Origin of the sequence: Pantoea sp. MT58, from assembly GCF_014495885.1 — a bacterium.
GTDB classification, from domain to species: domain Bacteria; phylum Pseudomonadota; class Gammaproteobacteria; order Enterobacterales; family Enterobacteriaceae; genus Pantoea; species Pantoea eucalypti.
Genome location: NZ_CP061083.1, coordinates 280328 through 301509, shown reverse-complemented (window position 1 = coordinate 301509; position 21182 = coordinate 280328). Strand labels below are relative to the sequence as shown.

20 protein-coding genes are annotated in these 21182 nt (G+C 54.5%); 11 read left to right on the top strand and 9 right to left on the bottom strand.

Annotated elements, in window-relative coordinates; all coding sequences use genetic code 11:
• Positions 1-13: 13 nt before the first annotated feature.
• Positions 14-691 (bottom strand): SDR family oxidoreductase, encoded by a 678-nt coding sequence (locus IAI47_RS01395; protein ID WP_008926309.1) that lies wholly within the window; start codon positions 689-691, stop codon positions 14-16.
• 229 nt (positions 692-920) lie between these two features.
• On the opposite strand from IAI47_RS01395, the gene IAI47_RS01390 reads away from it, so the two are divergent.
• Positions 921-1940 carry a LacI family DNA-binding transcriptional regulator gene (locus IAI47_RS01390; RefSeq protein ID WP_003852141.1) on the top strand — a complete coding sequence of 340 codons (1020 nt, stop codon included), beginning with the start codon at positions 921-923 and terminating at the stop codon, positions 1938-1940.
• Between the two features lie 54 nt (positions 1941-1994).
• Here IAI47_RS01390 and IAI47_RS01385 read toward each other — a convergent pair whose 3' ends face one another.
• Entirely contained in the window at positions 1995-2822 is an 828-nt protein-coding gene (locus IAI47_RS01385; protein ID WP_003852139.1) for a hypothetical protein, read from the bottom strand.
• A gap of 1 nt (position 2823) precedes the next feature.
• Positions 2824-3021 carry a hypothetical protein gene (locus IAI47_RS01380; protein ID WP_003852137.1) on the bottom strand — a complete coding sequence of 66 codons (198 nt, stop codon included), beginning with the start codon at positions 3019-3021 and terminating at the stop codon, positions 2824-2826.
• Positions 3022-3314: 293 nt separating this feature from the next.
• On the opposite strand from IAI47_RS01380, the gene IAI47_RS01375 reads away from it, so the two are divergent.
• Positions 3315-4301, top strand: coding sequence for an aldo/keto reductase (locus tag IAI47_RS01375; protein ID WP_008926310.1), 987 nt, complete (start codon positions 3315-3317; stop codon positions 4299-4301).
• 7 nt (positions 4302-4308) lie between these two features.
• Here the strand turns inward: IAI47_RS01375 and IAI47_RS01370 are convergent, their stop codons facing one another.
• The gene (locus IAI47_RS01370; RefSeq protein ID WP_008926311.1) at positions 4309-5493 is read right to left on the bottom strand and encodes an NAD(P)/FAD-dependent oxidoreductase; all 1185 of its coding nucleotides are present in this window, start codon (positions 5491-5493) and stop codon (positions 4309-4311) included.
• Between the two features lie 242 nt (positions 5494-5735).
• Here IAI47_RS01370 and pitA point away from each other — a divergent pair, with 242 nt between their 5' ends.
• The gene (pitA, locus tag IAI47_RS01365) at positions 5736-7238 is read left to right on the top strand and encodes an inorganic phosphate transporter PitA (protein WP_128755141.1); all 1503 of its coding nucleotides are present in this window, start codon (positions 5736-5738) and stop codon (positions 7236-7238) included.
• A 37-nt stretch (positions 7239-7275) separates the two neighbouring features.
• Here pitA and uspB read toward each other — a convergent pair whose 3' ends face one another.
• A complete protein-coding gene (uspB, locus tag IAI47_RS01360) occupies positions 7276-7611 on the bottom strand; it encodes a universal stress protein UspB (protein WP_003852126.1) in 336 nt (111 codons plus the stop codon).
• Positions 7612-8025: 414 nt separating this feature from the next.
• Between uspB and uspA the strand changes: the two genes are divergently transcribed.
• Positions 8026-8463: a universal stress protein UspA gene (uspA, locus tag IAI47_RS01355; RefSeq protein WP_003852123.1), complete on the top strand. Its 438-nt coding sequence runs from the start codon at positions 8026-8028 to the stop codon at positions 8461-8463.
• A gap of 56 nt (positions 8464-8519) precedes the next feature.
• Here the strand turns inward: uspA and rsmJ are convergent, their stop codons facing one another.
• Together rsmJ and prlC are read right to left on the bottom strand one after the other, a co-directional pair.
• Positions 8520-9266, bottom strand: coding sequence for a 16S rRNA (guanine(1516)-N(2))-methyltransferase RsmJ (gene rsmJ, locus IAI47_RS01350; protein ID WP_003852121.1), 747 nt, complete (start codon positions 9264-9266; stop codon positions 8520-8522).
• Positions 9267-9274: 8 nt separating this feature from the next.
• On the bottom strand, positions 9275-11317 hold the full coding sequence (gene prlC / locus IAI47_RS01345) for an oligopeptidase A (protein ID WP_008926313.1): 2043 nt from the start codon (positions 11315-11317) through the stop codon (positions 9275-9277).
• 430 nt (positions 11318-11747) lie between these two features.
• Here prlC and IAI47_RS01340 point away from each other — a divergent pair, with 430 nt between their 5' ends.
• Together IAI47_RS01340 and IAI47_RS01335 are read left to right on the top strand one after the other, a co-directional pair.
• On the top strand, positions 11748-12590 hold the full coding sequence (locus tag IAI47_RS01340) for a 23S rRNA (adenine(2030)-N(6))-methyltransferase RlmJ (RefSeq protein WP_008926315.1): 843 nt from the start codon (positions 11748-11750) through the stop codon (positions 12588-12590).
• Between the two features lie 6 nt (positions 12591-12596).
• Positions 12597-13415 carry a CPBP family intramembrane glutamic endopeptidase gene (locus IAI47_RS01335; protein ID WP_008926316.1) on the top strand — a complete coding sequence of 273 codons (819 nt, stop codon included), beginning with the start codon at positions 12597-12599 and terminating at the stop codon, positions 13413-13415.
• Here IAI47_RS01335 and rnz read toward each other — a convergent pair.
• Entirely contained in the window at positions 13412-14323 is a 912-nt protein-coding gene (gene rnz, locus IAI47_RS01330; protein WP_008926317.1) for a ribonuclease Z, read from the bottom strand. The two genes, IAI47_RS01335 and rnz, sit on opposite strands and share 4 nt — an antisense overlap.
• A gap of 128 nt (positions 14324-14451) precedes the next feature.
• Between rnz and gorA the strand changes: the two genes are divergently transcribed.
• Complete coding sequence (gorA, locus tag IAI47_RS01325; protein ID WP_008926318.1) at positions 14452-15804, top strand: glutathione-disulfide reductase; 1353 nt, start codon at positions 14452-14454, stop codon at positions 15802-15804.
• Between the two features lie 57 nt (positions 15805-15861).
• On the opposite strand, the gene IAI47_RS01320 is transcribed toward gorA, so the two are convergent.
• Positions 15862-16992 (bottom strand): ROK family transcriptional regulator, encoded by a 1131-nt coding sequence (locus IAI47_RS01320; protein ID WP_008926319.1) that lies wholly within the window; start codon positions 16990-16992, stop codon positions 15862-15864.
• A 300-nt stretch (positions 16993-17292) separates the two neighbouring features.
• On the opposite strand from IAI47_RS01320, the gene IAI47_RS01315 reads away from it, so the two are divergent.
• From IAI47_RS01315 to IAI47_RS01300, 4 genes are all read left to right on the top strand, one after another.
• Positions 17293-18066 carry an inositol monophosphatase family protein gene (locus tag IAI47_RS01315; RefSeq protein WP_008926320.1) on the top strand — a complete coding sequence of 258 codons (774 nt, stop codon included), beginning with the start codon at positions 17293-17295 and terminating at the stop codon, positions 18064-18066.
• 255 nt (positions 18067-18321) lie between these two features.
• Complete coding sequence (locus IAI47_RS01310) at positions 18322-19458, top strand: ABC transporter ATP-binding protein (RefSeq protein ID WP_008926321.1); 1137 nt, start codon at positions 18322-18324, stop codon at positions 19456-19458.
• Positions 19455-20324 carry an ABC transporter permease gene (locus IAI47_RS01305; RefSeq protein ID WP_187961164.1) on the top strand — a complete coding sequence of 290 codons (870 nt, stop codon included), beginning with the start codon at positions 19455-19457 and terminating at the stop codon, positions 20322-20324. Before IAI47_RS01310 ends, IAI47_RS01305 begins: the two co-directional genes overlap by 4 nt.
• The gene (locus tag IAI47_RS01300; RefSeq protein WP_008926323.1) at positions 20321-21157 is read left to right on the top strand and encodes an ABC transporter permease; all 837 of its coding nucleotides are present in this window, start codon (positions 20321-20323) and stop codon (positions 21155-21157) included. The genes IAI47_RS01305 and IAI47_RS01300 overlap by 4 nt, the downstream gene beginning before the upstream one ends.
• Positions 21158-21182 lie beyond the last annotated feature (25 nt).

The following is a 21182-nucleotide window of genomic DNA, read 5'->3' as shown; positions in this document are numbered from 1 at the left end:
GCCCCGTATCAACTTACCATTGCAGCTGCTGGCCGGCGTAATCGACATAGTGATGACCACCACGACCGCGCCAGTGGGTCAGTTGCCGGACGATACCGGCCGCACTCTCTTCTGCTGTCAGTGGCGCACTCTCGCCACCCATATCTGTTTTCACCCAGCCGGGGTGCAGCGTCAGCAGCGTCCCGCTCTGCGCGTCAACTGCCGGAGTCAGTGTGCGGCTCAGCATATTCAGGGCCGCTTTGCTGGCCGAATAAATCGGCATCTGCGCCTGCGGGTTTTCATTCAGGCTGCCGAGCTGAGATGAGGTCAGCGCCAGCACACCTTCCGGCTTCAACAGCGGCAGCAAAATCTCTGCACTGCGAACCGGCGCTATCGCGTTGGTCAGGAACAGCTGCGCCAGATCCTGATCGTCACTCTGCAAGACCTTCTGGTGTGAAGGCCCGGAAATCCCGGCGTTAATCAGAATCGCATCGAACGTTTTGCCACTGAGCTGGCTGGCAAGCTGCTGAACCGCCGATGAGTGCGTCATATCCAGCGCATGCCAGTGAATGTCTGGCTTATTACCCTGCTCTGGAATGCCACTGCGATGCGTAGCCGTGACCTGCCAGCCCTCACCCGCAAACGCCTGTACCACCGCCAGCCCGATACCGCGCGAAGCACCAATAATCAGAACCTCTTTTTGCTGAGCCATATTCACTCCTCGTTGATTGTCTCACTACAAGCTTAACGGGTATTCCGCCAGGACAGCGGCCCGCTGTGCTTTTTAGCGTGGCGACAGCACGGTCGGTAAAAACCTTGCGGCACAACGCTGATGATGGTTTTCCATCATTAAATTGCTTTATCTTTTACTTTTAACCGGTTAGAAGAGATAAATAGTCAGGCATGCAGCAGTTAATCGCCATTTTCCCCGTGGAGTCTGAATGAAAAAGCTCACCTTAGAGGTGGTGGCAAAAATGGCGGGCGTCGGGATTGCGACGGTCGATCGTGTGCTGAATGAACGCGGCGGCGTGTCACTGGAGACCAGCCGTAAAGTCCTGAAAGCTGCGCGCGAAGTGGGATTGAAGCGTCTGCTGCCCCAGGAGTACCAGCATCCCTGGCAAATTGAGGTGTTCCTCAGTAATAACGGCTCCTCCTTTTTTCAGCAGCTTACTACCCATTTCAGCGAAGTCGCCAGCCAGCTTGGCTATCGTCGCCTGAAACTGCATAAAACTCTGGTGGCCGAGGCACAGCCTGAGCAGCTGGCGCAAAGTATTATCGCCCGCAGCAGCACGCGCGACGGCATCATTGTCTTTGCACATGATTCACCGCCCATCTACCGGGCGCTAGCGCTGTGCCGCAGCCGCAATGTGCCGGTGATTACCATCGTTACCGATCTGCCTGATGCCGACCGCTTATGTCATGTCGGCATTGACCAGTATCAGGCCGGACGCACGGCGGGATTACTGATGAGTAAAACGGTGAGTCAGCCCGGCGACATTCTAATGGTCAGTGGCCGCTTCGATTATCGCGCCCACCGTCAGCGCATTGACGGATTCCGGGAGGCCATGGCGCAGCGCGCCCCCCAGCGTCATCTGCGTGAGGTGCTGTCGGGTCAGGATCAGCGGGAGACAATCCGCAGCGTGCTGGCCCGCAACCTGCAACCGTCGCAGATGATTGCAGGGGTCTACAACACTGGCATGGGCAATACTGTTGTCAGCGACACACTACGTGCCCACCAGTTGCTGGGTAAATGCACCTATATCACTCATGAACTTTATGATGTGACACGTAAGCTACTGATGAATGATGAAGTGGCATTTACCCTGGATCAGCATGCTCAACAACATGCCCGGCTGGCGATTGATTTGATGCTAAGTCATCTGGAAACCGGCTCTCAACCGGATGTGTATCAGGCGGGTAAAGTCGCGTTCAGGTTGTTTACGGCGGAAAATATGACGTGAGGGGATCGGTTTCCCCTGATGATGTCACATCATCAGGGGAAACCGATCGAGCTTTTAACCCGCTGCATCGCGGCTTTTATCGTCCGGGCTGTCCGTGTCGTCACCACCCTGACTCTTCTCCACTTCCTGCGGATGTCCCATTGAAAGTGCGGCGGCACTGGCGGGATCGAACAGTGACAGACTCTCTATCTGATCAACCATGATCACTTTACGGAATGACATCGCATCTTTGGGTTTCGAGTCGAGCGTGATGTCATGCTCGGCGTACCACTTGCTGTAGTTATGTTCCACCGCCAGCTTCAGCGTCTTGCTGTCGCGGTATCCGCTGAGCATCGGGATCAGCACGATGTTTTTAGTGCTCTCATATTCAAACGTCGAGGCATGAATCATGCCGATGTAAATGCGGCGCGACTTCATCGTAATCCACGCGAGTTCGCCCTCTTCCATGCACTGAAACAGCAGTTGTTCAACGCCGTTGGAGCGTGACAGTTGCTGATAAAGGTCTTTACGGCCCGATACGTTCAGCCGTGCACTGCCCGCCCAGTTTGAGCGATACAGGCAGAGCAGAATGGCAAAAGCGAGCATGATCACAACTGGTGCCTGAATCCCCAGGAAACTCCAGTTCATAAACTCGACCTGCCACTTCAGATGCACGCCGGGGATCATCTGGACGGCATTCGCGATGCCGGAGATACAGAGCAGTACCAACCAGATGATGCCGGTGGCAAATACGCCCTGCAGAACAAAAATACAGCCGTAGAGCGCCACCAGGAAATAGACATCCCAGCCCGACGAGCGACGGATTTTAAAGCGGCTGTTTAAATCGCGGCTGGTGTACCAGTAACCACTCACCATCAACACCATAAATATTGCGGTACCCACCTTATACTCCCTTTAAGGTATTCACGTGCCGGGCAAAATCTTCGTGGACTTCCTCGCTCAGCGTGTTGACTGAAATATTGCCGTTCTCATCAATAATGATGCGTTCACCTTCAGCAATTGAGTCGTTGATATCCTGACGGGTCATAATCTGCAGAAACTTATCGGGACTGGCAAAGACCGACTTAATAAATTTGAACATAGCGATCCCATTGTTGGCCTGAAAAGTGAAGTATGTGACCGAATCGACACTCTCGCCTGTTTAATTTCGGGTGAAATTTCTTAAAATCAATAAATTAGCGAAGCGGTAATCGCCTGTTTAAAACCGATTTCCATAGAAATCTTCAACGTAACCAGCAGCCTGCCGTCAAAAACATCCTGTCCAGACTCGTCTGGTCTGCAATAACGCTGGCTCACCTCACCGGCGGAAAGGGCTAAGCTCAATGGTTAGCCCTTTTCTGTCACCCTGTCTGAAACGCATCGAGGAAGGTTTGCATGAAACAACGAACACTGGGCCGTACCGGTCAGCGCGTCTCTGAAATTGGCTTTGGCGCATGGGCCATTGGCGGAACCTGGGGAGAAGTGAGCATGGAGGATGCCAAAGCCGCGCTGAATGCTGCGCTGGATGCAGGCATCACCTTTATTGATACTGCCGATGTCTATGGCGATGGCCGCTCCGAAAAAATTATTGCAGAGGTGCTGAATCAGCGCGGCGGTGAACGCCCGTTTGTGGCCACCAAGCTGGGGCGTCGTCTGTCACCGCACGTGGCTGAGGGCTACAACGCCGAAAACCTCAACGCCTTTATCGATCGCTCACGGGAAAATCTGCAGACCGACACGCTGGATCTGGTGCAGCTGCATTGCCCACCGACGGAGGTCTACTACAACCCGGACGTGTTTGCGGTGATGGATGAGATGGTCGCCGCCGGAAAAATCCGTCACTACGGCGTCTCCGTTGAGAAAGTCGAGGAAGGCCTGAAAGCGCTGGCATTTCCAAACGTCTCGTCGATTCAGCTGATTTACAACATTTTCCGTCAGCGTCCCGCGGAACTGCTGTTGCGTGAAGCGAAACGCCGTGATGTGGCGATCATTGCCCGTGTGCCGCTGGCTTCAGGCCTGCTGACCGGCAAAATGCGCGCCGACAGCGTGTTTGCCGCTGACGACCATCGCACCTTTAACCGTAATGGCGAAGCGTTCGATAAAGGCGAGACCTTCTCCGGTGTGCCTTATGAGGTGGCACTGGAGGCGGTGGAGGAGATTCGCCGCTTTGTTACGGGCGACACCACCATGGCGATGTTTGCACTGCGCTGGATCCTGATGAACGAAGATGTCAGCGTGGTCATTCCTGGCGCGAAAAATCGTGAGCAGGCTGAAGCCAATGCCCGCGCCAGCGACGTCGGTGCACTCTCTGAGGATACGATGGCGGCGCTGAAGCAGATCTATCAGGAGAAGATTGCGCCGCACGTGCATCAGCGCTGGTAAATGCGCGTTACAACGCCTGGGCGCACGCCCAGGCGGAACTCCAGGCCCACTGGAAGTTATATCCCCCCAGCCAGCCGGTGACATCGGCCACTTCACCAATAAAGTACAGCCCCGGCACCGCGCGCGCCTCCATGGTTTTCGAGGAGAGCTGCGTGGTGTCTACGCCGCCCAGTGTCACTTCAGCTGTGCGATACCCCTCGGTGCCGTTTGGCTGAATGCGCCAGGCATGCAGCGTTTGCGCCAGTTCAGTTTGCTGTTTGCTGTTGAGCTGTTTCAGGGTGATATCCGGCACCACTTTGAGTGCCTGCAATACTTCCACCAGACGCTTCGGCAGGATTTTCGCCAGACTGTTTTTCAGGCTGAGATTCGGATGCGCTTCACGCTGCGCCGTCAGAAACGCCTCAAGCGGCGTAGCGGGTAACAGGTCGATGGTGACGAATTCGCCGGGCAGCCAGTAGCTGGAGATTTGCAGTACCGCGGGGCCAGAGAGCCCACGGTGAGTGAACAGCATCGCCTCTTTAAAGCGGGTACCATCCTGCGCATCGATGGTGGTGTCCAGCGCAACGCCTGAGAGCGTCTGTAATTGTTCCAGCAGTGGCTTATGCAGCGTAAAGGGCACCAGAGCCGCCCGGGTCGGATACACATTCAGACCAAACTGCTCTGCAATTTTGTAGCCAAACGGCGTGGCACCCAGGCCTGGCATCGACAGACCACCGCTGGCAATCACCAGTTTTTTCGCCTGAACCGTACTGCCGTTGAGTTGCAGGGTGTAGCCACTTTCATCGCGCTCAACACTGAGCACTTCACTGCGCAGTCGCAGGATGACATTGCCCTTGTCACATTCGGCCAGCAGCAGATCGACAATTTGCTGAGCAGAATCGTCACAGAAGAGCTGGCCCAGGGTTTTTTCATGCCAGGCGATACCGTGGCGATTAACCATATCGATAAAATCCCACTGGGTATAACGCGCCAGCGCGGATTTACAGAAATGAGGATTGTGCGACAGATACGCCGCCGGTTCAGTGTAGAGATTGGTGAAGTTGCAGCGGCCACCGCCCGACATCAGAATCTTGCGGCCTGGCTTTTTGCCGTTATCCAGCAGTAACACGCTCAGTCCGCGCTGCCCGGCCTGGGCGGCACAGAACAGCCCTGCGGCTCCGGCACCAATGATGATAACGTCAAACTGTTCCACTGCATTCACTCACTTAACTGGAAAGGCGCAGATTGTAGTGATCTGCTCACCCGGACGCCAGCGTCAAAAAATTGCCGTAAATGTGTCATATTGTATCTGTCTAATATCTAACCCTTTTTCACTGAGTAACCCGTTCGCTCTGCGAAGAAAGGTTAAATTAGCGCTATATTTTCCTTTCCCATACAGCACGTTGTCGCGGATAATGCGCCGCGTTCATGTCCTCCAAAAATGGCGTAACGTTTATGCTACATCTGTTTGCTGGTCTAGACCTCAGTACTAGCCTGTTATTGGTTCTTGCCCTGCTGTTTGTATTGTTTTACGAAGCAATCAACGGTTTCCACGACACGGCCAACGCAGTTGCGACGGTCATCTATACGCGTGCCATGCGTGCCCAGCTTGCTGTGGTTATGGCGGGTGTATTCAACTTCCTTGGCGTACTACTCGGTGGATTGAGTGTTGCCTACGCTATTGTTCATATGCTTCCCACCGATCTGTTGCTGAATGTTGGATCGGCTCACGGTCTCGCCATGGTGTTTTCTATGCTGCTGGCGGCGATTATCTGGAACCTCGGCACCTGGTATCTCGGTCTGCCGGCCTCCAGCTCCCATACACTGATCGGCGCGATTATCGGTATCGGTCTGACCAACGCCCTGATGAGCGGAACCTCGGTGGTTGATGCACTCAACATTCCGAAAGTCCTGAACATCTTCCTTTCTCTGATCCTGTCGCCGATTGTCGGCCTGGTGATGGCGGGCGGGTTAATCTTTATTCTGCGTCGCTACTGGAGTAATACCAAAAAGCGTGCGCGTATTCATATGACGCCTGCTGACCGCGAAAAGATCGACGGCAAGAAAAAGCCGCCGTTCTGGACCCGTATCGCACTGATTGTTTCGGCAATTGGCGTGAGCTATTCGCACGGTGCGAATGACGGTCAGAAGGGCATTGGCCTGATCATGCTGGTCCTGATTGGCGTGGCGCCGGCTGGTTTCGTCGTGAATATGAATGCCTCCGGTTATGACATCACGCGCACCCGCGATGCCGTCAACCATCTGGAACAGTATTACCAACAGCACAACGCCTCGCTGACGCATATCATCCAGATGGCACCGCCTAAGTTGCCAACACCGGAAGAAGTGCCGGCATCCAGCCCGCAGGAGTTTCACTGCGACAGCGCGCGAGCACTGCAGGCAGTTCAGCGTGCGCAGGTGTTGCTGAACAATCTGCAGAGCTACGATCAGCTGACCGTTGATCAGCGTGGTCAGATGCGTCGTCTGCTGCTGTGTATCTCAGACACCGCCGATAAAGCGGCCCGTCTGCAGGAAACCACGCCAGATGACAAACGCTTCCTCAATAAGCTGAAAAGCGACCTGCTTGGCACCATCGAGTACGCGCCTATCTGGATTATTGTGGCCGTGGCGCTGGCGCTGGGCACCGGTACTATGATTGGCTGGCGTCGTGTTGCCACCACCATCGGTGAGAAGATTGGTAAAAAAGGCATGACCTATGCGCAGGGAATGTCAGCCCAGGTGACAGCAGCGCTGTCGATTGGTATTGCCAGCTATACCGGCATGCCCGTCTCTACCACGCATATCCTCTCTTCATCGGTAGCCGGTACCATGCTGGTCGACGGTGGCGGATTGCAGAGCCGGACTATCAAGAACATCGCTATGGCGTGGATCTTCACCCTGCCGGTTTGTATTCTGCTGTCAGGTTCGCTCTACTGGATTGCCTTGAAACTGGTGTGATGCCAGCTGACAAAAGGGCGACGCAAGTCGCCCTTTTTTAATGCCAGATCGCCAGCGCCACCAGACTGATAACCACCAGCCCACACAGCGCACTGGTCAGAACAAACTGTCCCCGCACCCGTTCACAGCGCCGGATAAACTCATCGTCGTGGTGATCAAGATAGCGTTTTGCCCAGATATAAGTGACCAGCCGCACCTGTTTACTCGGCTGACCGTGAGAGGTGAAAAACCCCGCCCCATCGACATACTGATACAGCAGTGGATCACAACCCCGTAATACCGCCAGTAGCGCGCGCAGCGATGAAAAATAGCGTGCCATATTCACGATACACACCACACAAAGAGCCCAGAAAAGCGCAATAGTGCTGATCATATTCCCCCCTCCCAGCTGGAATCGCAGCAACAGACTCAGTGTCTGGCACTGAATCCGCCTGCAGAAAAAACCAGCCACTGAATCTCCGGACTGCGAAAATTTTCGACCCCCTGAGCGGCTGCGAACCGGACCGCCTTTTCTCAGTGTAGGAGAATTCTTTACATTTTTTCCAACGATGATTTTCGTTCAGCGCGAGTAAATCTGGCATAGCCTTGATCTTATTCATAAGCCAGACGGCAACAGCAGCATTTACAATGAGAGAAGGCTATACTCAGACTATAACAACATCATCACCTGCAACGCAGGTTGACACTTTGGTGGCGCTCATCGCCCGCTCGCGCAAGGGACTTCGCTAAGCTGTGACGCGGCAGGAACACCGGATGCCATCCTTAATCTCGTGAAAGGAGTTTTATCATGGCTTATAAACACATCCTGATTGCAGTAGACCTTTCTCCCGAAAGCCAGTTGCTGGTGGATAAGGCTGTCTCGCTGGCGCGTCCCTACGATGCCAGAATTTCTCTGATTCACGTTGATGTGAATTATTCTGACCTCTACACCGGCCTGATTGATGTCAACTTAGGGGATATGCAGAAGCGTATTTCTGAAGAGACGCATGCCGCACTGAAAGGGTTGTCCGATGCGGCGGGCTATCCGATCAGTGAGACACTGAGCGGCAGTGGTGACCTCGGCCAGGTTCTGGTTGATGCCATCAAGAAATATGACGTTGACCTGGTGGTGTGTGGTCATCATCAGGATTTCTGGAGCAAGCTGATGTCCTCAGCCCGTCAGTTGATCAATACCGTGCATATCGACATGCTGATTGTGCCGTTGCGCGATGAAGACGAGGCGTAATTCAGACGCTTAACGAAATGAATAAAGCCGGCGCGACGCCGGCTTTTTTTATACGTTCAGAGCGGGGGATAGATATCAAAGCGATGGCTTTTGGTGACCACAGCCGCCTGTGTCACGACACCCGCCAGCGGCGGTGCATAGTCTGGTCGTTTGACCACAATACGCTTTTTCGCCAGTCGACGAGCCGGTTCCAGTAACGCATCCGCATCTTCATCCGGCCCGACCAGCGACTGAAACACCCGCATCTCCTTTTTCACCAGTGCACTTTTCTGGCGATGGGGATACATCGGATCGAGATAGACCACATCTGGCTGCGGCGTAATATCGCCCAGGGCCTGCGCGCTGGCCGCGTGAATCAGCGTCAGACGATCGCGCAGCCAGGGGCCAATTTCCGCATCCTGATAACCGCGCTGTAATCCATCTTCCAGCAGCGCAGCCACCACCGGATGGCGCTCCAGCATCCGCACCCGGCAGCCGAGCGCCGCCAGCACAAACGCATCACGCCCCAGTCCTGCCGTCGCATCCACCACATCCGGCAGATAACCGCCTTTAATGCCCACCGCTTTGGCGACAGCTTCGCCGCGTCCACCGCCGAAACGACGGCGATGCGCCATCGCGCCGGTGACGAAATCAACAAAAATACCGCCCAGCTTAGGCTCATCACGTTTACGTAGTTCCAGGTGCGTTGAGGTCTGCACCAGCGCCAGCAGCGCATCTTCATCGTGCTCCAGCTGCCAGCGCTGCGCTAAACGTGATAAGGCGCCGTCTCCGGCGCCTGATTCATCGAGCAAACAGATTTTCACAAACTGACTTATCCCTGAATGCCGTAATGTTCCAGCATCGCATCGAGCTGCGGTTCACGACCGCGGAAGCGTTTGAACAGCTCCATCGGCTCTTCAGAACCGCCACGCGTCAGGATGTTATCCAGGAAAGACTGACCGGTTTCACGGTTGAAGATCCCCTCTTCTTCGAAGCGGGAATAGGCATCCGCTGCCAGCACGTCTGCCCACAGATAGCTGTAGTAACCCGCCGCATAGCCACCGGCAAAGATGTGGCTGAAGGCGTGCGGGAAACGGCCCCATTCCGGACTCGGAACGACCGCAACGCGGCTTTTCACTTCGCGCAGGGTTTCCAGAATCTGCGCGCCCTTCTCCGGATTAAACTCGGTGTGCAGACGGAAATCGAACAGGCCGAACTCCAGCTGACGCAGGATAAACAGCGCGGCCTGGTAATTCTTCGCCGCCAGCATTTTATCCAGCAGTTCTTTCGGCAGCGGTTCGCCAGTCTCAAAGTGACCCGAGATAAACGCCAGCGCATCCGGTTCCCAGCACCAGTTTTCCATAAACTGGCTTGGCAGTTCGACCGCATCCCATGGCACACCGCTGATACCGGAAACGCCAGGCGCTTCGATGCGGGTCAGCATGTGGTGCAGGCCATGACCAAACTCATGGAACAGAGTAATCACTTCGTCATGGGTGAACAGCGCAGGTTTGCCTTTCACCGGGCGGTTAAAGTTACAGGTCAGGTAAGCGACCGGCTTCTGCAGGCTGCCATCGGCTTTACGCATCTGGCCCACGCAGTCATCCATCCACGCCCCGCCACGTTTGTGCTCGCGGGCGTAGAGATCGAGATAGAAGCTGCCGCGCAGTTCGCCGGTTTCATCGAACAGATCGAAGAACTTCACGTCCGGATGGTAAACCTCAACGTCGGTACGCTGCTTCGCGCTGATGCCATAAATGCGTTTAACGACTTCAAACAGACCGGCGACCGCACGCTCTTCCGGGAAGTAAGGACGCAGTTGCTCATCGCTGATGGTATAGAGATGCTGCTTCTGCTTTTCGCCGTAATAGGTAAGATCCCACGGATTCAGTTCAGTGACGCCATGCTCTTTTTGGGCGAAGGCGCGCAGTTGCTCCAGCTCTTTTTCACCCTGCGGACGGGCGCGTTCAGCCAGGTCATTCAGGAAGTCGATCACCTGAGACGGGCTTTGCGCCATTTTGGTCGCCAGTGATTTATCGGCGTAGGAGTCGAAGCCCAGCAGCTGGGCCAGCTCGTGACGCAGCGCCAGCTCTTCCGCCATGATAGGTCCGTTATCCCACTTACCGGCATTCGGACCCTGATCGGAGGCGCGCGTTGCATAGGCGCGATACATCTCTTCCCGCAGCGCCGCGTTGTCGCAGTAGGTCATGACCGGCAGATAGCTTGGGATATCCAGCGTCAGCAGCCAGCCGTCCTGCTCTTTGGCTTCAGCCTGGGCTTTCGCTGCCGCCATGGCGCTTTCCGGCATACCGGCCAGCTCACTTTCATCGGTGATCAGCTTGCTCCAGCCCATGGTGGCATCAAGCACATTGTTGCTGTAAGCCGAACCCAGCTCCGAGAGACGCGCGGCGATTTCGCCATAGCGTTGCTGTTTATCTTTTGGCAGGCCAATACCGGAGAGTTCAAAATCACGCAGGGCGTTATCGACCGCTTTCTTCTGCGCCAGATCCAGAGCCGCGTACTGATCACCCTCTTTGAGATTGCGATACGCCTGATAGAGGCCTTCATGCTGACCGACCCAGGTGCTGTATTCAGAGAGCAGCGGCAATGTCTGCTCATAGGCTTCACGCAGTTCCGGGCTGTTTTTTACCGCATTCAGATGGCTGACCGGTGAGAAAATGCGGCTCAGACGATCGTCGGTTTCCGCCAGCGGCTGAACCAGATTATCCCAGGTATAGGGCGCACCCTGCGCCACGACTTTTTCGACTTCTGCGCGGCATTTGCTCAGCACTTCCGTCACGGCAGGAACAACATGTTCAGGCTGGATGGCAGAAAAAGGGGGAAGCGTAAAAGATGTCAGTAGCGGATTGGTCATAGCGCAGTCCTTTAGAGATGTATGGGGCGCAGCGGGTCGCGCAACGCAATCTAAGTAACATGCGGCTTAGTGTAGCGAAAATCAATGGCAGCCAGGATGAGGTGGGGAAGAAACGCGCGGATCATCGCACGGAAAATGCCTGCTTTTGTCTGATGCCTGAAATCCTGGCGGGCGCGCCGGGCAGATTTTGCGGCCGGTTTACCCGCCTGAAAACCGCAAACTCAGCTCGTCACCCTGAACCGCACTCTGCAATCCCGATTTGTTATCACGCTTCTGGCCCATCAGCGGGTCATCCCTGATATAATCGCCGATTCTCATGCTTTTCCTGCGTCGGTTGCTGTGCGTCGTTCTGTGGGTAATACGTGGGGTAATAATTGGTATAAATTGATTTTCCATCAATTAAAACCTTATACATTCAACAGGATAAACAATGCTGAGTTATCGCCATAGCTTCCATGCTGGCAACCACGCCGACGTGCTGAAGCACACCGTTCTGAGCCTGATCATCACGGCGCTGAAAGAGAAAGAGAAACCGTTTTTCTACCTGGATACCCATGCAGGCGCAGGTCGCTACCAGCTGAGCGGCGAGCACGCCGAGCGTACCGGTGAATATCTGGAAGGCATCTCACGTATCTGGCAGCAGCCCGATGCGCCGGAATTGTTGCAGCCCTATTTTGATGCGATTCGTGCGCTGAACCGCAGTGGCACGCTGCGCTACTATCCTGGCTCGCCGCTGATCGCCCGTCATCTGCTGCGTGAAGATGACAAGCTGCAACTCACTGAGCTGCACTCCAGCGACTATCCGCTGCTGCGTAACGAATTCAGCAAAGATAACCGCGCGCGCGTCGATCGTGCCGACGGTTATCAGCAGTTAAAATCGAAGCTGCCACCGCCGTCGCGTCGCGGTCTGGTGTTGATTGATCCGCCGTATGAGATGAAAAGCGACTACCAGGCGGTAGTGAAAGGCATTCAGGAAGGCCATAAACGCTTTGGCACCGGCGTCTTTGCACTGTGGTATCCGGTGGTGTTACGCCAGCAGATCAAACACATGCTGCGCGACCTGGAAGCAACCGGCATCCGCAATATTCTGCAGATCGAACTGGCGGCCCGTCCGGACAGCGATCAGCGCGGCATGACGGCCTCTGGCATGATCGTGATTAACCCACCGTGGAAGCTGGCCCAGCAGATGAATACCCTGCTGCCGTGGCTGCACCAGAAACTGGTTCCGACCGGAACGGGTCACTATGCGGTAAATCAGATCGTTCCTGAATAAATCCTCATGTGGATTCTGCTGGCTGGTGCGCTGGGCGCCCTGCAACCCGCCCGGCGGCTGGCGCTACTGCTGTTAGCGCTCGTCGCGCTGCTGGGATTTTATCATCAGGTTCTGACCTGGCCGGTCTTGCCGCTGCTGGGCGGGATCGCCGCACTGGTCGCGCTGCGCCGCTTTGACCCGATCCGTTCCCGCCAGCAAATCCTGAGCGAAGCGCTACTGGTGCTGATTTCGCTGGGCTTGTTTCTCCATCTTTTCCCTGGCTTTAACAATCCCCTCCAGGTCGATGAGGTGCAGACGGGTGCCCGGAGCCTGCCGTTCAGTTTCTCCTTCAACGCCGATAAAGCGCTGATCCCCTTTGTGCTGCTGGCCTGCCTGCCGACGCTGTTCCGCGCTCGTGCCTGCCCGCCGCGTTATCCGTGGATTGCCGCACTGACGTTAATCACCGCCGTGCCGCTGCTGCTGTGTAGTGCCGTGCTGCTGGGTGGTCTGGCATTTGAGCTTCACAATCCACCGTGGCTGCCCGCGTTTATGCTGGCGAATCTGTTCTTTGTCTCGCTGGCCGAAGAGGCGCTGTTCCGGGGCTATCTGCAACAGCGGCTGAGAGAGTCGCTGGGAGGGATGCCCGCGCTGCTGATCTGCTCGCTGCTGTTTGGGCTGGCACATATCCAGGGCGGCGTGCTGCTGGTGGTATTCGCCTCCCTGGCCGGGCTGATTTACGGTCTGGCGTGGCACTGGAGCGGCCGGTTGTGGCTGGCGACCGCCCTGCACTTTGCCCTTAACCTCACCCATCTGCTTTTCTTTACCTATCCGGCACTGCATCACTAAACAGTGAATACGGCCAGATCCGAGGCCAGCTCAGTGCGGGGAAAAATCGTCTGGCACTCCGCCAGCAGGCGGCTCATGTCCTTTGCCAGATAGCGGGAGCTGAAATGGGTGGCGATCAGCCGCTTTGCCCCGGCGCGTTTTGCCACGTCGGCGGCCTGCAGGGTGGTGGAGTGCCCGCGTCCGTTGGCTTTCTCCATCATCGCCGCCTCCAGCGTGGTTTCATGCACCATCAGGTCAACATCCGCCGCCAGTTGCAACGCGACGTCGGTCGGTGCGGTATCGCCAAAAATGGCCAGCTTTTTGCCGGGTGTCGCCGGGCCAAGATAGTCAGCGCCGTTGATTACCCGCCCATCTTCCAGCGTCACACATTCCCCCTGCTTCAGCTGCTGGAACCACGGGCCACGGGGCACGCCTTCCGCTTTCAGCCGCGCGGCATCCAGCAAGCCGGGTTTGTCGTGCTGTTCAATGCGATAGCCAAAACACGCCACCGGATGGCTCAGCGGCCAGGCACTGATACGAAACTCACCGTCATCCAGCGTCCAGCCCGCCTCAATCTCAACAAGGCTCAGCGGGTAGTCGGTGTAGGAGCCACTGATCGACAGCGCCGTCTCAACAAAGGTCTTTAATCCTTTAGGGCCATAGACCGTCATCGGTGAGGTCAGTCCGGCCATCGACCGGCTGGTGAGTAATCCCGGCAGCCCGAAAATATGATCGCCATGCAGATGGGTGATAAAAATCTTGTCCAGCTTGCCCGGTTTCAGGCTCGAGCGCATAAACTGTAATTGCGTGCCTTCCCCGCAGTCAAACAGCCAGGTTTCACCACTCAGTGCGCGGGTAAAAGCAATGGAGGTCACGTTACGTTGCAGGCTGGGAGCACCGCCGCCGGTGCCAAGAAAAGTAAGGTGCATGGTATGCTTCCCTGTAAGCGAGTGAAAAAACAGAACCCTATTACAATCATAGGCGCAAACTTTGCGTCATTTCGACCTCCAGCGTTACACTCAACCCCAATTTTTTATGCAACCGGATGGATACTTCAATGACCCGACATTTCGACTATCTCGCCATTGGCGGCGGCAGCGGCGGCATCGCCTCAATTAACCGTGCAGCTATGTATGGCCAGAAATGTGCCCTGATTGAAGCAAAAGAGCTGGGCGGCACCTGCGTAAACGTGGGTTGCGTGCCGAAAAAAATCATGTGGCACGCTGCACAAATCGCCGAAGCTATCCATCTCTACGGGCCGGACTATGGCTTTGACACCACGGTGAATCGCTTCGACTGGGCCACACTGGTGAAAAACCGCAGCGCCTACATCGACCGCATCCATAACTCTTACGACAACGTGCTGGGTAAGAACAAGGTTGAAGTCATTAAAGGCTTTGCCCGCTTTGTCGATGCGCACAGCGTTGAAGTTAACGGCGAGATTATTACGGCTAACCATATTCTGATCGCCACCGGCGGTCGTCCGGTTCACCCCAATATTCCGGGTGCGGAGTACGGCATTGATTCCGACGGTTTCTTTGAGCTGGATGCCCTGCCAAAACGCACCGCCGTGATCGGCGCGGGCTACATCGCGGTCGAGCTGGCCGGCGTGGTAAATGCGCTGGGCTCAGAAACCCACCTGTTCGTGCGTAAACATGCACCACTGCGCAGCTTCGATCCGCTGCTTACCGAGACGCTGGTCGAAGTGATGAACACGGAAGGCCCGGCGCTGCACACCGAATCCATTCCAAAAGCCGTGATTAAAAACAGCGATGGCAGCCTGACGCTGCAGCTGGAAAACGGCAGTGAATATATTGTCGATTGTCTGGTCTGGGCGATTGGCCGTGAGCCAGCCAACGATAACCTCAACATCGAAGCTGCGGGCGTGGCGCTGAACGACAAAGGCTATATCAATGTCGACAAGTTTCAGAACACCAATGTCTCAGGCATTTATGCTGTGGGTGACAACACCGGTGCGGTTGAGCTGACACCGGTGGCGGTTGCCGCTGGCCGTCGTCTCTCTGAGCGTCTGTTTAACAACAAACCGGACGAGCATCTGGATTACAGCAATATTCCGACCGTTGTATTCAGCCATCCACCGATTGGTACCGTGGGACTGACTGAGCCACAGGCGCGCGAACAGTATGGCGATGACCAGGTGAAGGTCTACAAATCGTCGTTCACCGCCATGTACACCGCGGTCACCCAGCATCGCCAGCCGTGCCGCATGAAGCTGGTCTGTGTGGGTGCCGATGAGAAGATTGTTGGTATTCACGGCATCGGATTCGGCATGGATGAGATGCTGCAGGGCTTCGCCGTGGCACTGAAAATGGGTGCGACCAAGAAAGACTTCGATAACACCGTGGCGATCCACCCGACCGCAGCGGAAGAGTTTGTGACAATGCGCTAGTAACTCACCTCATGCGCATCCGTTACCCGCTGAAACGTTGTTCTGCGGGTAACGGCCTTAATTAAAATAGGTTTCCCGCAACGGCGTCAGTGCCGCGCCCAGTGCCGAACTGTCTCCCTCAATGGCGCTTAGCAGAATATCCGGATATTCCGCAGAAATGTCCCAGCGTTTACCCGAACACGTCCGCGGCATGGCTAAGAACATTTCGCCCAGCTTCCGGGGAATTTCGCCTCCTAAGATAATGGCCGCGGGATCGATCACCGCATTCATGGCATCCATTGCCCGATGCAGGTTTGGCGTTACCTCTTCTACCCACTGTTGCGCAATCGGCCAGGCCGGATCGAATTTATGATTGAGATCGCGAATATCTTTAATTTCAATACCGCCGTGACGTAACCGATCGATCAGGATCCCCAGAGCCGGCCGCAGCTTGCCCTCTTCCGGCGTAAAAATACGGCTGATCTCCCCCGCATTACCAAATGCCCCCTGGAACGGTTTACCGTTAATCACGATGCCACCGCCGAATCCATAATTAAAAGAGAGATAACCAAACGTATCGTATTTCAGCCCGGCGCCTAAAAAGGCTTCAGCGTGCGCCGCCGTCGTGGCGTTATTTTCAATCCATACCGGTCGATCAAATAACATGGTAATTTCACGACGCAGATCGATACCCATCCAGTTTTTTAAAGGTTCAGGCGGATTGAAATACTTTCGGGAATCATAAAGAAAGCCCGCCATGCTGTATCCCACACCACAGACTTTTTCTGGCGAAATATCGTATTGTTTTAAGGTATCCAGATAGTGATGTTTGATATTGAGTAAGGTACGGGCAGGGTCGCGCGGATGCGTATCCAGTACGCAGTATTCTGTAATACCGCCCCGGAAATTAATCAGGCTGGCGGCAACACTGTCTGAGTTAATAGAGATACCGTAACCATAACGTGCATTCGCATTCAGTGATAACGACGGGCTGGGCTTGCCTCTTCCCTGGGACGGCGATTCCCCCAGGCTGAGAAAGCCATTTTCGGTCAGCGTATCAACAATACGGTGAACAGATGACTGATTCAAAATGGTTTGCGAAACCAGTGAGGAGCGGGAAATGCCATCGTTACGGCGGACAAGCTCCAGAATGAGTTTTTCACTGCGATTAAGTTCGACATCATGACCAGCGGAATATCCATGAACCACAGCGTTGTCCTCACCATATTTAATAATGGGTTCTGTTAATACCCTAGCATGCTTTTATGCATGACGAATAGTAAAGGGCCCTGCCTTTATGTTTTCGTAAAATGTGCTGATTTTCAGCCTCTCCTGCCCTGCTTATCGCGATCATAAAAGCATCATAATAGTGAAACATAGCAGAGAGACACTCTAATATCATGCAGTGAGCATTATATTAAAACCGAGCCTGATGTCCGGATGGGTATTTTCGCTGTGCACTGGGTTTTGCCTCCATACACACGCTTCTTTTTATGCATCAGGTAAACAATGGAAACGCGCTTAAAGGTTGCTGAACGTATCGCACAAGAGGCTTCACTTTTGGCTCTGGACTATTTCAGACAGCTGAGTGAATTAGAGGTCTGCGAAAAAAGGCCGCAGGATGTCTTCAGTGAAGCCGATCGGGAAGTGGAAAATCTGATCCGGCAGCGTCTGGGAGATCATTTCCCACAGGATCCTGTTATCGGTGAAGAGTATGGCGGTGAGCTCAGCGCCAGCTACTGGTCTGTTGATCCTATTGATGGGACCAGTAACTTCCTGCGCGGCTCGTCATTGTGGGGGATTTCTGTTGGCTATGTGCAGGATGGCGAGCCGGTTATGGGCGTGATCGTCCATCCCGTTTTAAACCTCATGCTGAGCGGCGGCAAAGAGAGAGGTGTTTATCTGAATGGTGAACCCTTTGAACGGCCTGTGATCGCCGGGGGGCTTAAAACCGTGGCGATTGGCGACAGTCCATCATGGGATTTCACCCATCAGCTCTGTATTGAAAAGGCCTATCGGGACGACGGCTGGAATGTTGTGCGCTATCGCTGTGCCACCGTCGGTTTAACCTTTAGCGTGCTGGGTTACGTCGACGGTTATCAGGAATGTTTTAGCAGCATGTGGGACGTTTCTGCGGGCTATGCCCTCTGTAAAGCGGCGGGACTGGATGCGCATCTTGCCGGCACACAGGAAAAAAGCAGCACACATGTGAGTGTCGGCACGCCCGAAATGAACCGCCTTTCTGCCCGGTTTATCCCTTATCCTCGATTTACGCCTGCCTGACCACGCATTGCCCCGGACTTACCTTATCACTGCATTTCAGGACAGCGTCTCCCCGCTGCCCTGCCCGCTGTGCGCGCTCTGCCAGAGCATCTTAACCCTCTGAACTTAATATTAATCATAATGCATTAAAATAATTAGCGCGTTAAACATACGATTTCAAATAAACCTTACATTAACCTGTTAAATATAGGTTTTAAAAACTTAATAAATTCTTAACCTCTCTGAAATTGCTTAAATTCACTACGCCTGATTATTATGCGCATCGCATTAATTAAGAAATCCCTGGCATTTTATGACGGAGCAGACCACGTGAACACGCTAGAAATCCACAATGCCATGCTGACATTTGACGATTTTGTCGCGCTGAACGGCATTTCACTGCAGGCCAAAAAAGGGCAATTTGTTTCCCTGCTTGGCCCCTCTGGCTGTGGCAAAACCACGCTGCTTAAAGTCATTGCCGGCTTTTACAGTCTTGATAGTGGCGAAGTACTGATCCACCAGCAGGACATGCATCATGTCAAACCTGAACATCGCGACACGGCGATGTGCTTTCAGTCCTATGCGCTTTTTCCTCACCTGTCCGTTGCTGAAAATATCGGTTTTGGCCTCAGGCAGATGAAGATGGCAAAAACGGATATTCACGATCGCGTAGCGCAGACCGCTGCTCAGGTATCACTCAATGCGCATTTGCCTAAACTGCCGGCGCAGTTATCCGGCGGTCAGCAGCAGCGCGTGGCGCTTGCCAGAGCGCTGGCCGTGCGTCCGGAAATCGTGTTGTTTGATGAGCCGCTGTCAAATCTGGATGCCAAATTACGGGACAAGGTACGACTGGAGATCAGACAGCTTCAGCGCTCCCATGGATTTACCGCCATTTATGTTACCCATGACCGTGCAGAAGCCCTGTCGATGTCTGACATTGTGGTGGTCATGAATGCCGGAAAGATCGAACAAATCGGTACGCCGGATGAGATCTATTATTCCCCGATAAACCGCTTTGTCGCCGGTTTTGTCGGTCAGGCTAACGTGATGGAAGCCCGCGTACTGGACGGAGACAGCAGCAGCGGTATTTATCGTATTGCGTGTGTCATGGGCGAAATGGAAATACACAGTCACCAGCCGCCCGTCTCGGACAAGGTCTATACCTTCTGGCGTCCTGAGGATGCCCTGCTGAGCGAACAGGATACGGGGAAAAACACCCGGGCTTTTGAGATCGGTGCCGTGAGTTTTCTTGGCAATATTTCTGAACTCCAGGTTCATCCGATTGGGCATGAAGAAACAGACTATCAGTGGTGTATCCAGTTAGTCGGCAAAAACACCATACAGGAAGGTGATCGGGTTAACTTCTCCATTGCGCCAGACAGAATCCGTTTTTTACAGGAAAGCTGTTCATGAAAATGCGCAACCGCAACAGGCTTAGCTGGCTGCTGGTTTTGCCTGCCGTCGCGCCGGTCGTGCTGACGCTGGTGCTGATTGTCATCATGGCGCTGGCGCAGTCCGTTGGTCTGTTTAATTTTGGCGCGCCGGCGCATTTCACACTTCAGTACTGGCAAACCATCCTGAACGACAGTCAGCTTTGGCGCGCGACAGGCTATTCACTCAAAATTGGCGTCATCAGTGCCGTTCTGTCCGTCGCGCTGGCGCTCCCGCTGGCACTGTGGCTGAGAAAACCCTTTCCCGGCTCAATGCTGATGGGCGGTTTGCTTAAAGCCCCGCTGATGGTGCACGGACTGGTTGCCGCGCTGCTGTTTATCAATCTGATTTCCTGGCAGGGTTTTATTAACCTGGGCTTGCTCAAGCTGGGGATCATCTCTCACCCCATCAGGATGCAAAATGACCGCTGGGGAACGGGCGTGATTATTTTGCAGGTCTGGAAACAGCTTCCCTATGCGCTGCTGATTATTACCGGCAGCCTGCGCGCGATTGGCGACGAAATTTTTAATGCCGCGCGGGATTTGGGTGCCGGCAGAGCTGCCCGGCTGTTACAAATCATTCTGCCTTTATCTATCAAGTCCGTTCAGGTGTCGCTGGTGCTGATTTTCATCGGTGCATTAGGTGACTTTTCATTCCAGGTCGTTGCGGGGCCGACCAGTGTGTTCTCTCTTTCGCAATACATGCTGCGCTTCCCCGAAATCAGCGCCCAGGGCTGGAATCTTGCCGCGGTTGTCGCCGTGATTTTAATGCTGGCGGCTTTTGTCGGTGCAGTCGTGCTTGCCGCCCTGGCGAAGTGGCTACAACAAGTCGGAGAACAGCGATCATGAAAGCCAGAGAGACCTTATCCCCGCTGCGAATCGTCATGATGATCATTATCATCGCCCTGTTTATGCTGTGGCTGGTCATTCCCTTTATGTTGACCGTCCTGTGGTCACTGGTCGATAAAACCCATCCGTGGGCATGGCCAGATGCCCTGCCGCCGGTTGTCTCCCTGGGCCGTTGGGTGGAAGTCTGGACCACGACCGCGTTACCGCAGGCGCTCAGGAACAGCTATTTACTGGCGGCAACCGTCTCGGTCTGCACGCTGATGCTGTCTCTGCCTGCCGCGTGGGCGTTTGGCAGAATGTCGTTTACGGGCAAACATTTTTTACAGAATGCGATCTTATTGCCGCTTATCGTTCCGGGCTTTGTCGTGGCACTGTTTTTTTCCATGTTGCTTAACGTGGCGGGCATTCACAGCCGGTTTGGCGGCATTTTGCTGGGGCATATTATTATCCTGATGCCTTATGCCGTGCGCATTCTCACCCTGTCGTGTTCGCAGATACGCCAGGACACGCTTGATGCGGCACGGGATATGGGCGCTTCGGTGATAAACCGTTTTTTAGTCGCCTGCCTGCCCACCATCAGGCCGGGAATATTTGCCGCACTAATTATTGTTTTTACGTTATCAATAGAAGAGTTCGCCATAAGTTTCATTGTTGGCTCACCCGATTTTATTACCGTCCCGGCCATTCTCTATTCTTATCTGGGTTATAACTTTATTCGACCCAATGCGGCGGTCATTTCTTTAATGCTGGTTGTGCCAAATGTCATTTTAATGCTGATTGCAGAAAAATTACTGACAAGAAATCCTGTCGCCGCCTTTGCAGGAAAAGGCTGACAGTCTTTAATTCGCGTTATTGGGG

Bases quoted from the DNA above. Each gene is read 5' to 3' on its own strand.
- IAI47_RS01395 (WP_008926309.1), bottom strand. From the start codon at position 691: ATGGCTCAGCAAAAAGAGGTTCTGATTATTGGTGCTTCGCGCGGTATC.
- IAI47_RS01390 (WP_003852141.1), top strand. From the start codon at position 921: ATGAAAAAGCTCACCTTAGAGGTGGTGGCAAAAATGGCGGGCGTCGGG.
- IAI47_RS01380 (WP_003852137.1), bottom strand. From the start codon at position 3,021: ATGTTCAAATTTATTAAGTCGGTCTTTGCCAGTCCCGATAAGTTTCTG.
- IAI47_RS01375 (WP_008926310.1), top strand. From the start codon at position 3,315: ATGAAACAACGAACACTGGGCCGTACCGGTCAGCGCGTCTCTGAAATT.
- pitA (WP_128755141.1), top strand. From the start codon at position 5,736: ATGCTACATCTGTTTGCTGGTCTAGACCTCAGTACTAGCCTGTTATTG.
- uspB (WP_003852126.1), bottom strand. From the start codon at position 7,611: ATGATCAGCACTATTGCGCTTTTCTGGGCTCTTTGTGTGGTGTGTATC.
- uspA (WP_003852123.1), top strand. From the start codon at position 8,026: ATGGCTTATAAACACATCCTGATTGCAGTAGACCTTTCTCCCGAAAGC.
- prlC (WP_008926313.1), bottom strand. From the start codon at position 11,317: ATGACCAATCCGCTACTGACATCTTTTACGCTTCCCCCTTTTTCTGCC.
- IAI47_RS01340 (WP_008926315.1), top strand. From the start codon at position 11,748: ATGCTGAGTTATCGCCATAGCTTCCATGCTGGCAACCACGCCGACGTG.
- IAI47_RS01335 (WP_008926316.1), top strand. From the start codon at position 12,597: ATGTGGATTCTGCTGGCTGGTGCGCTGGGCGCCCTGCAACCCGCCCGG.
- rnz (WP_008926317.1), bottom strand. From the start codon at position 14,323: ATGCACCTTACTTTTCTTGGCACCGGCGGCGGTGCTCCCAGCCTGCAA.
- gorA (WP_008926318.1), top strand. From the start codon at position 14,452: ATGACCCGACATTTCGACTATCTCGCCATTGGCGGCGGCAGCGGCGGC.
- IAI47_RS01315 (WP_008926320.1), top strand. From the start codon at position 17,293: ATGGAAACGCGCTTAAAGGTTGCTGAACGTATCGCACAAGAGGCTTCA.
- IAI47_RS01310 (WP_008926321.1), top strand. From the start codon at position 18,322: ATGCGCATCGCATTAATTAAGAAATCCCTGGCATTTTATGACGGAGCA.
- IAI47_RS01305 (WP_187961164.1), top strand. From the start codon at position 19,455: ATGAAAATGCGCAACCGCAACAGGCTTAGCTGGCTGCTGGTTTTGCCT.
- IAI47_RS01300 (WP_008926323.1), top strand. From the start codon at position 20,321: ATGAAAGCCAGAGAGACCTTATCCCCGCTGCGAATCGTCATGATGATC.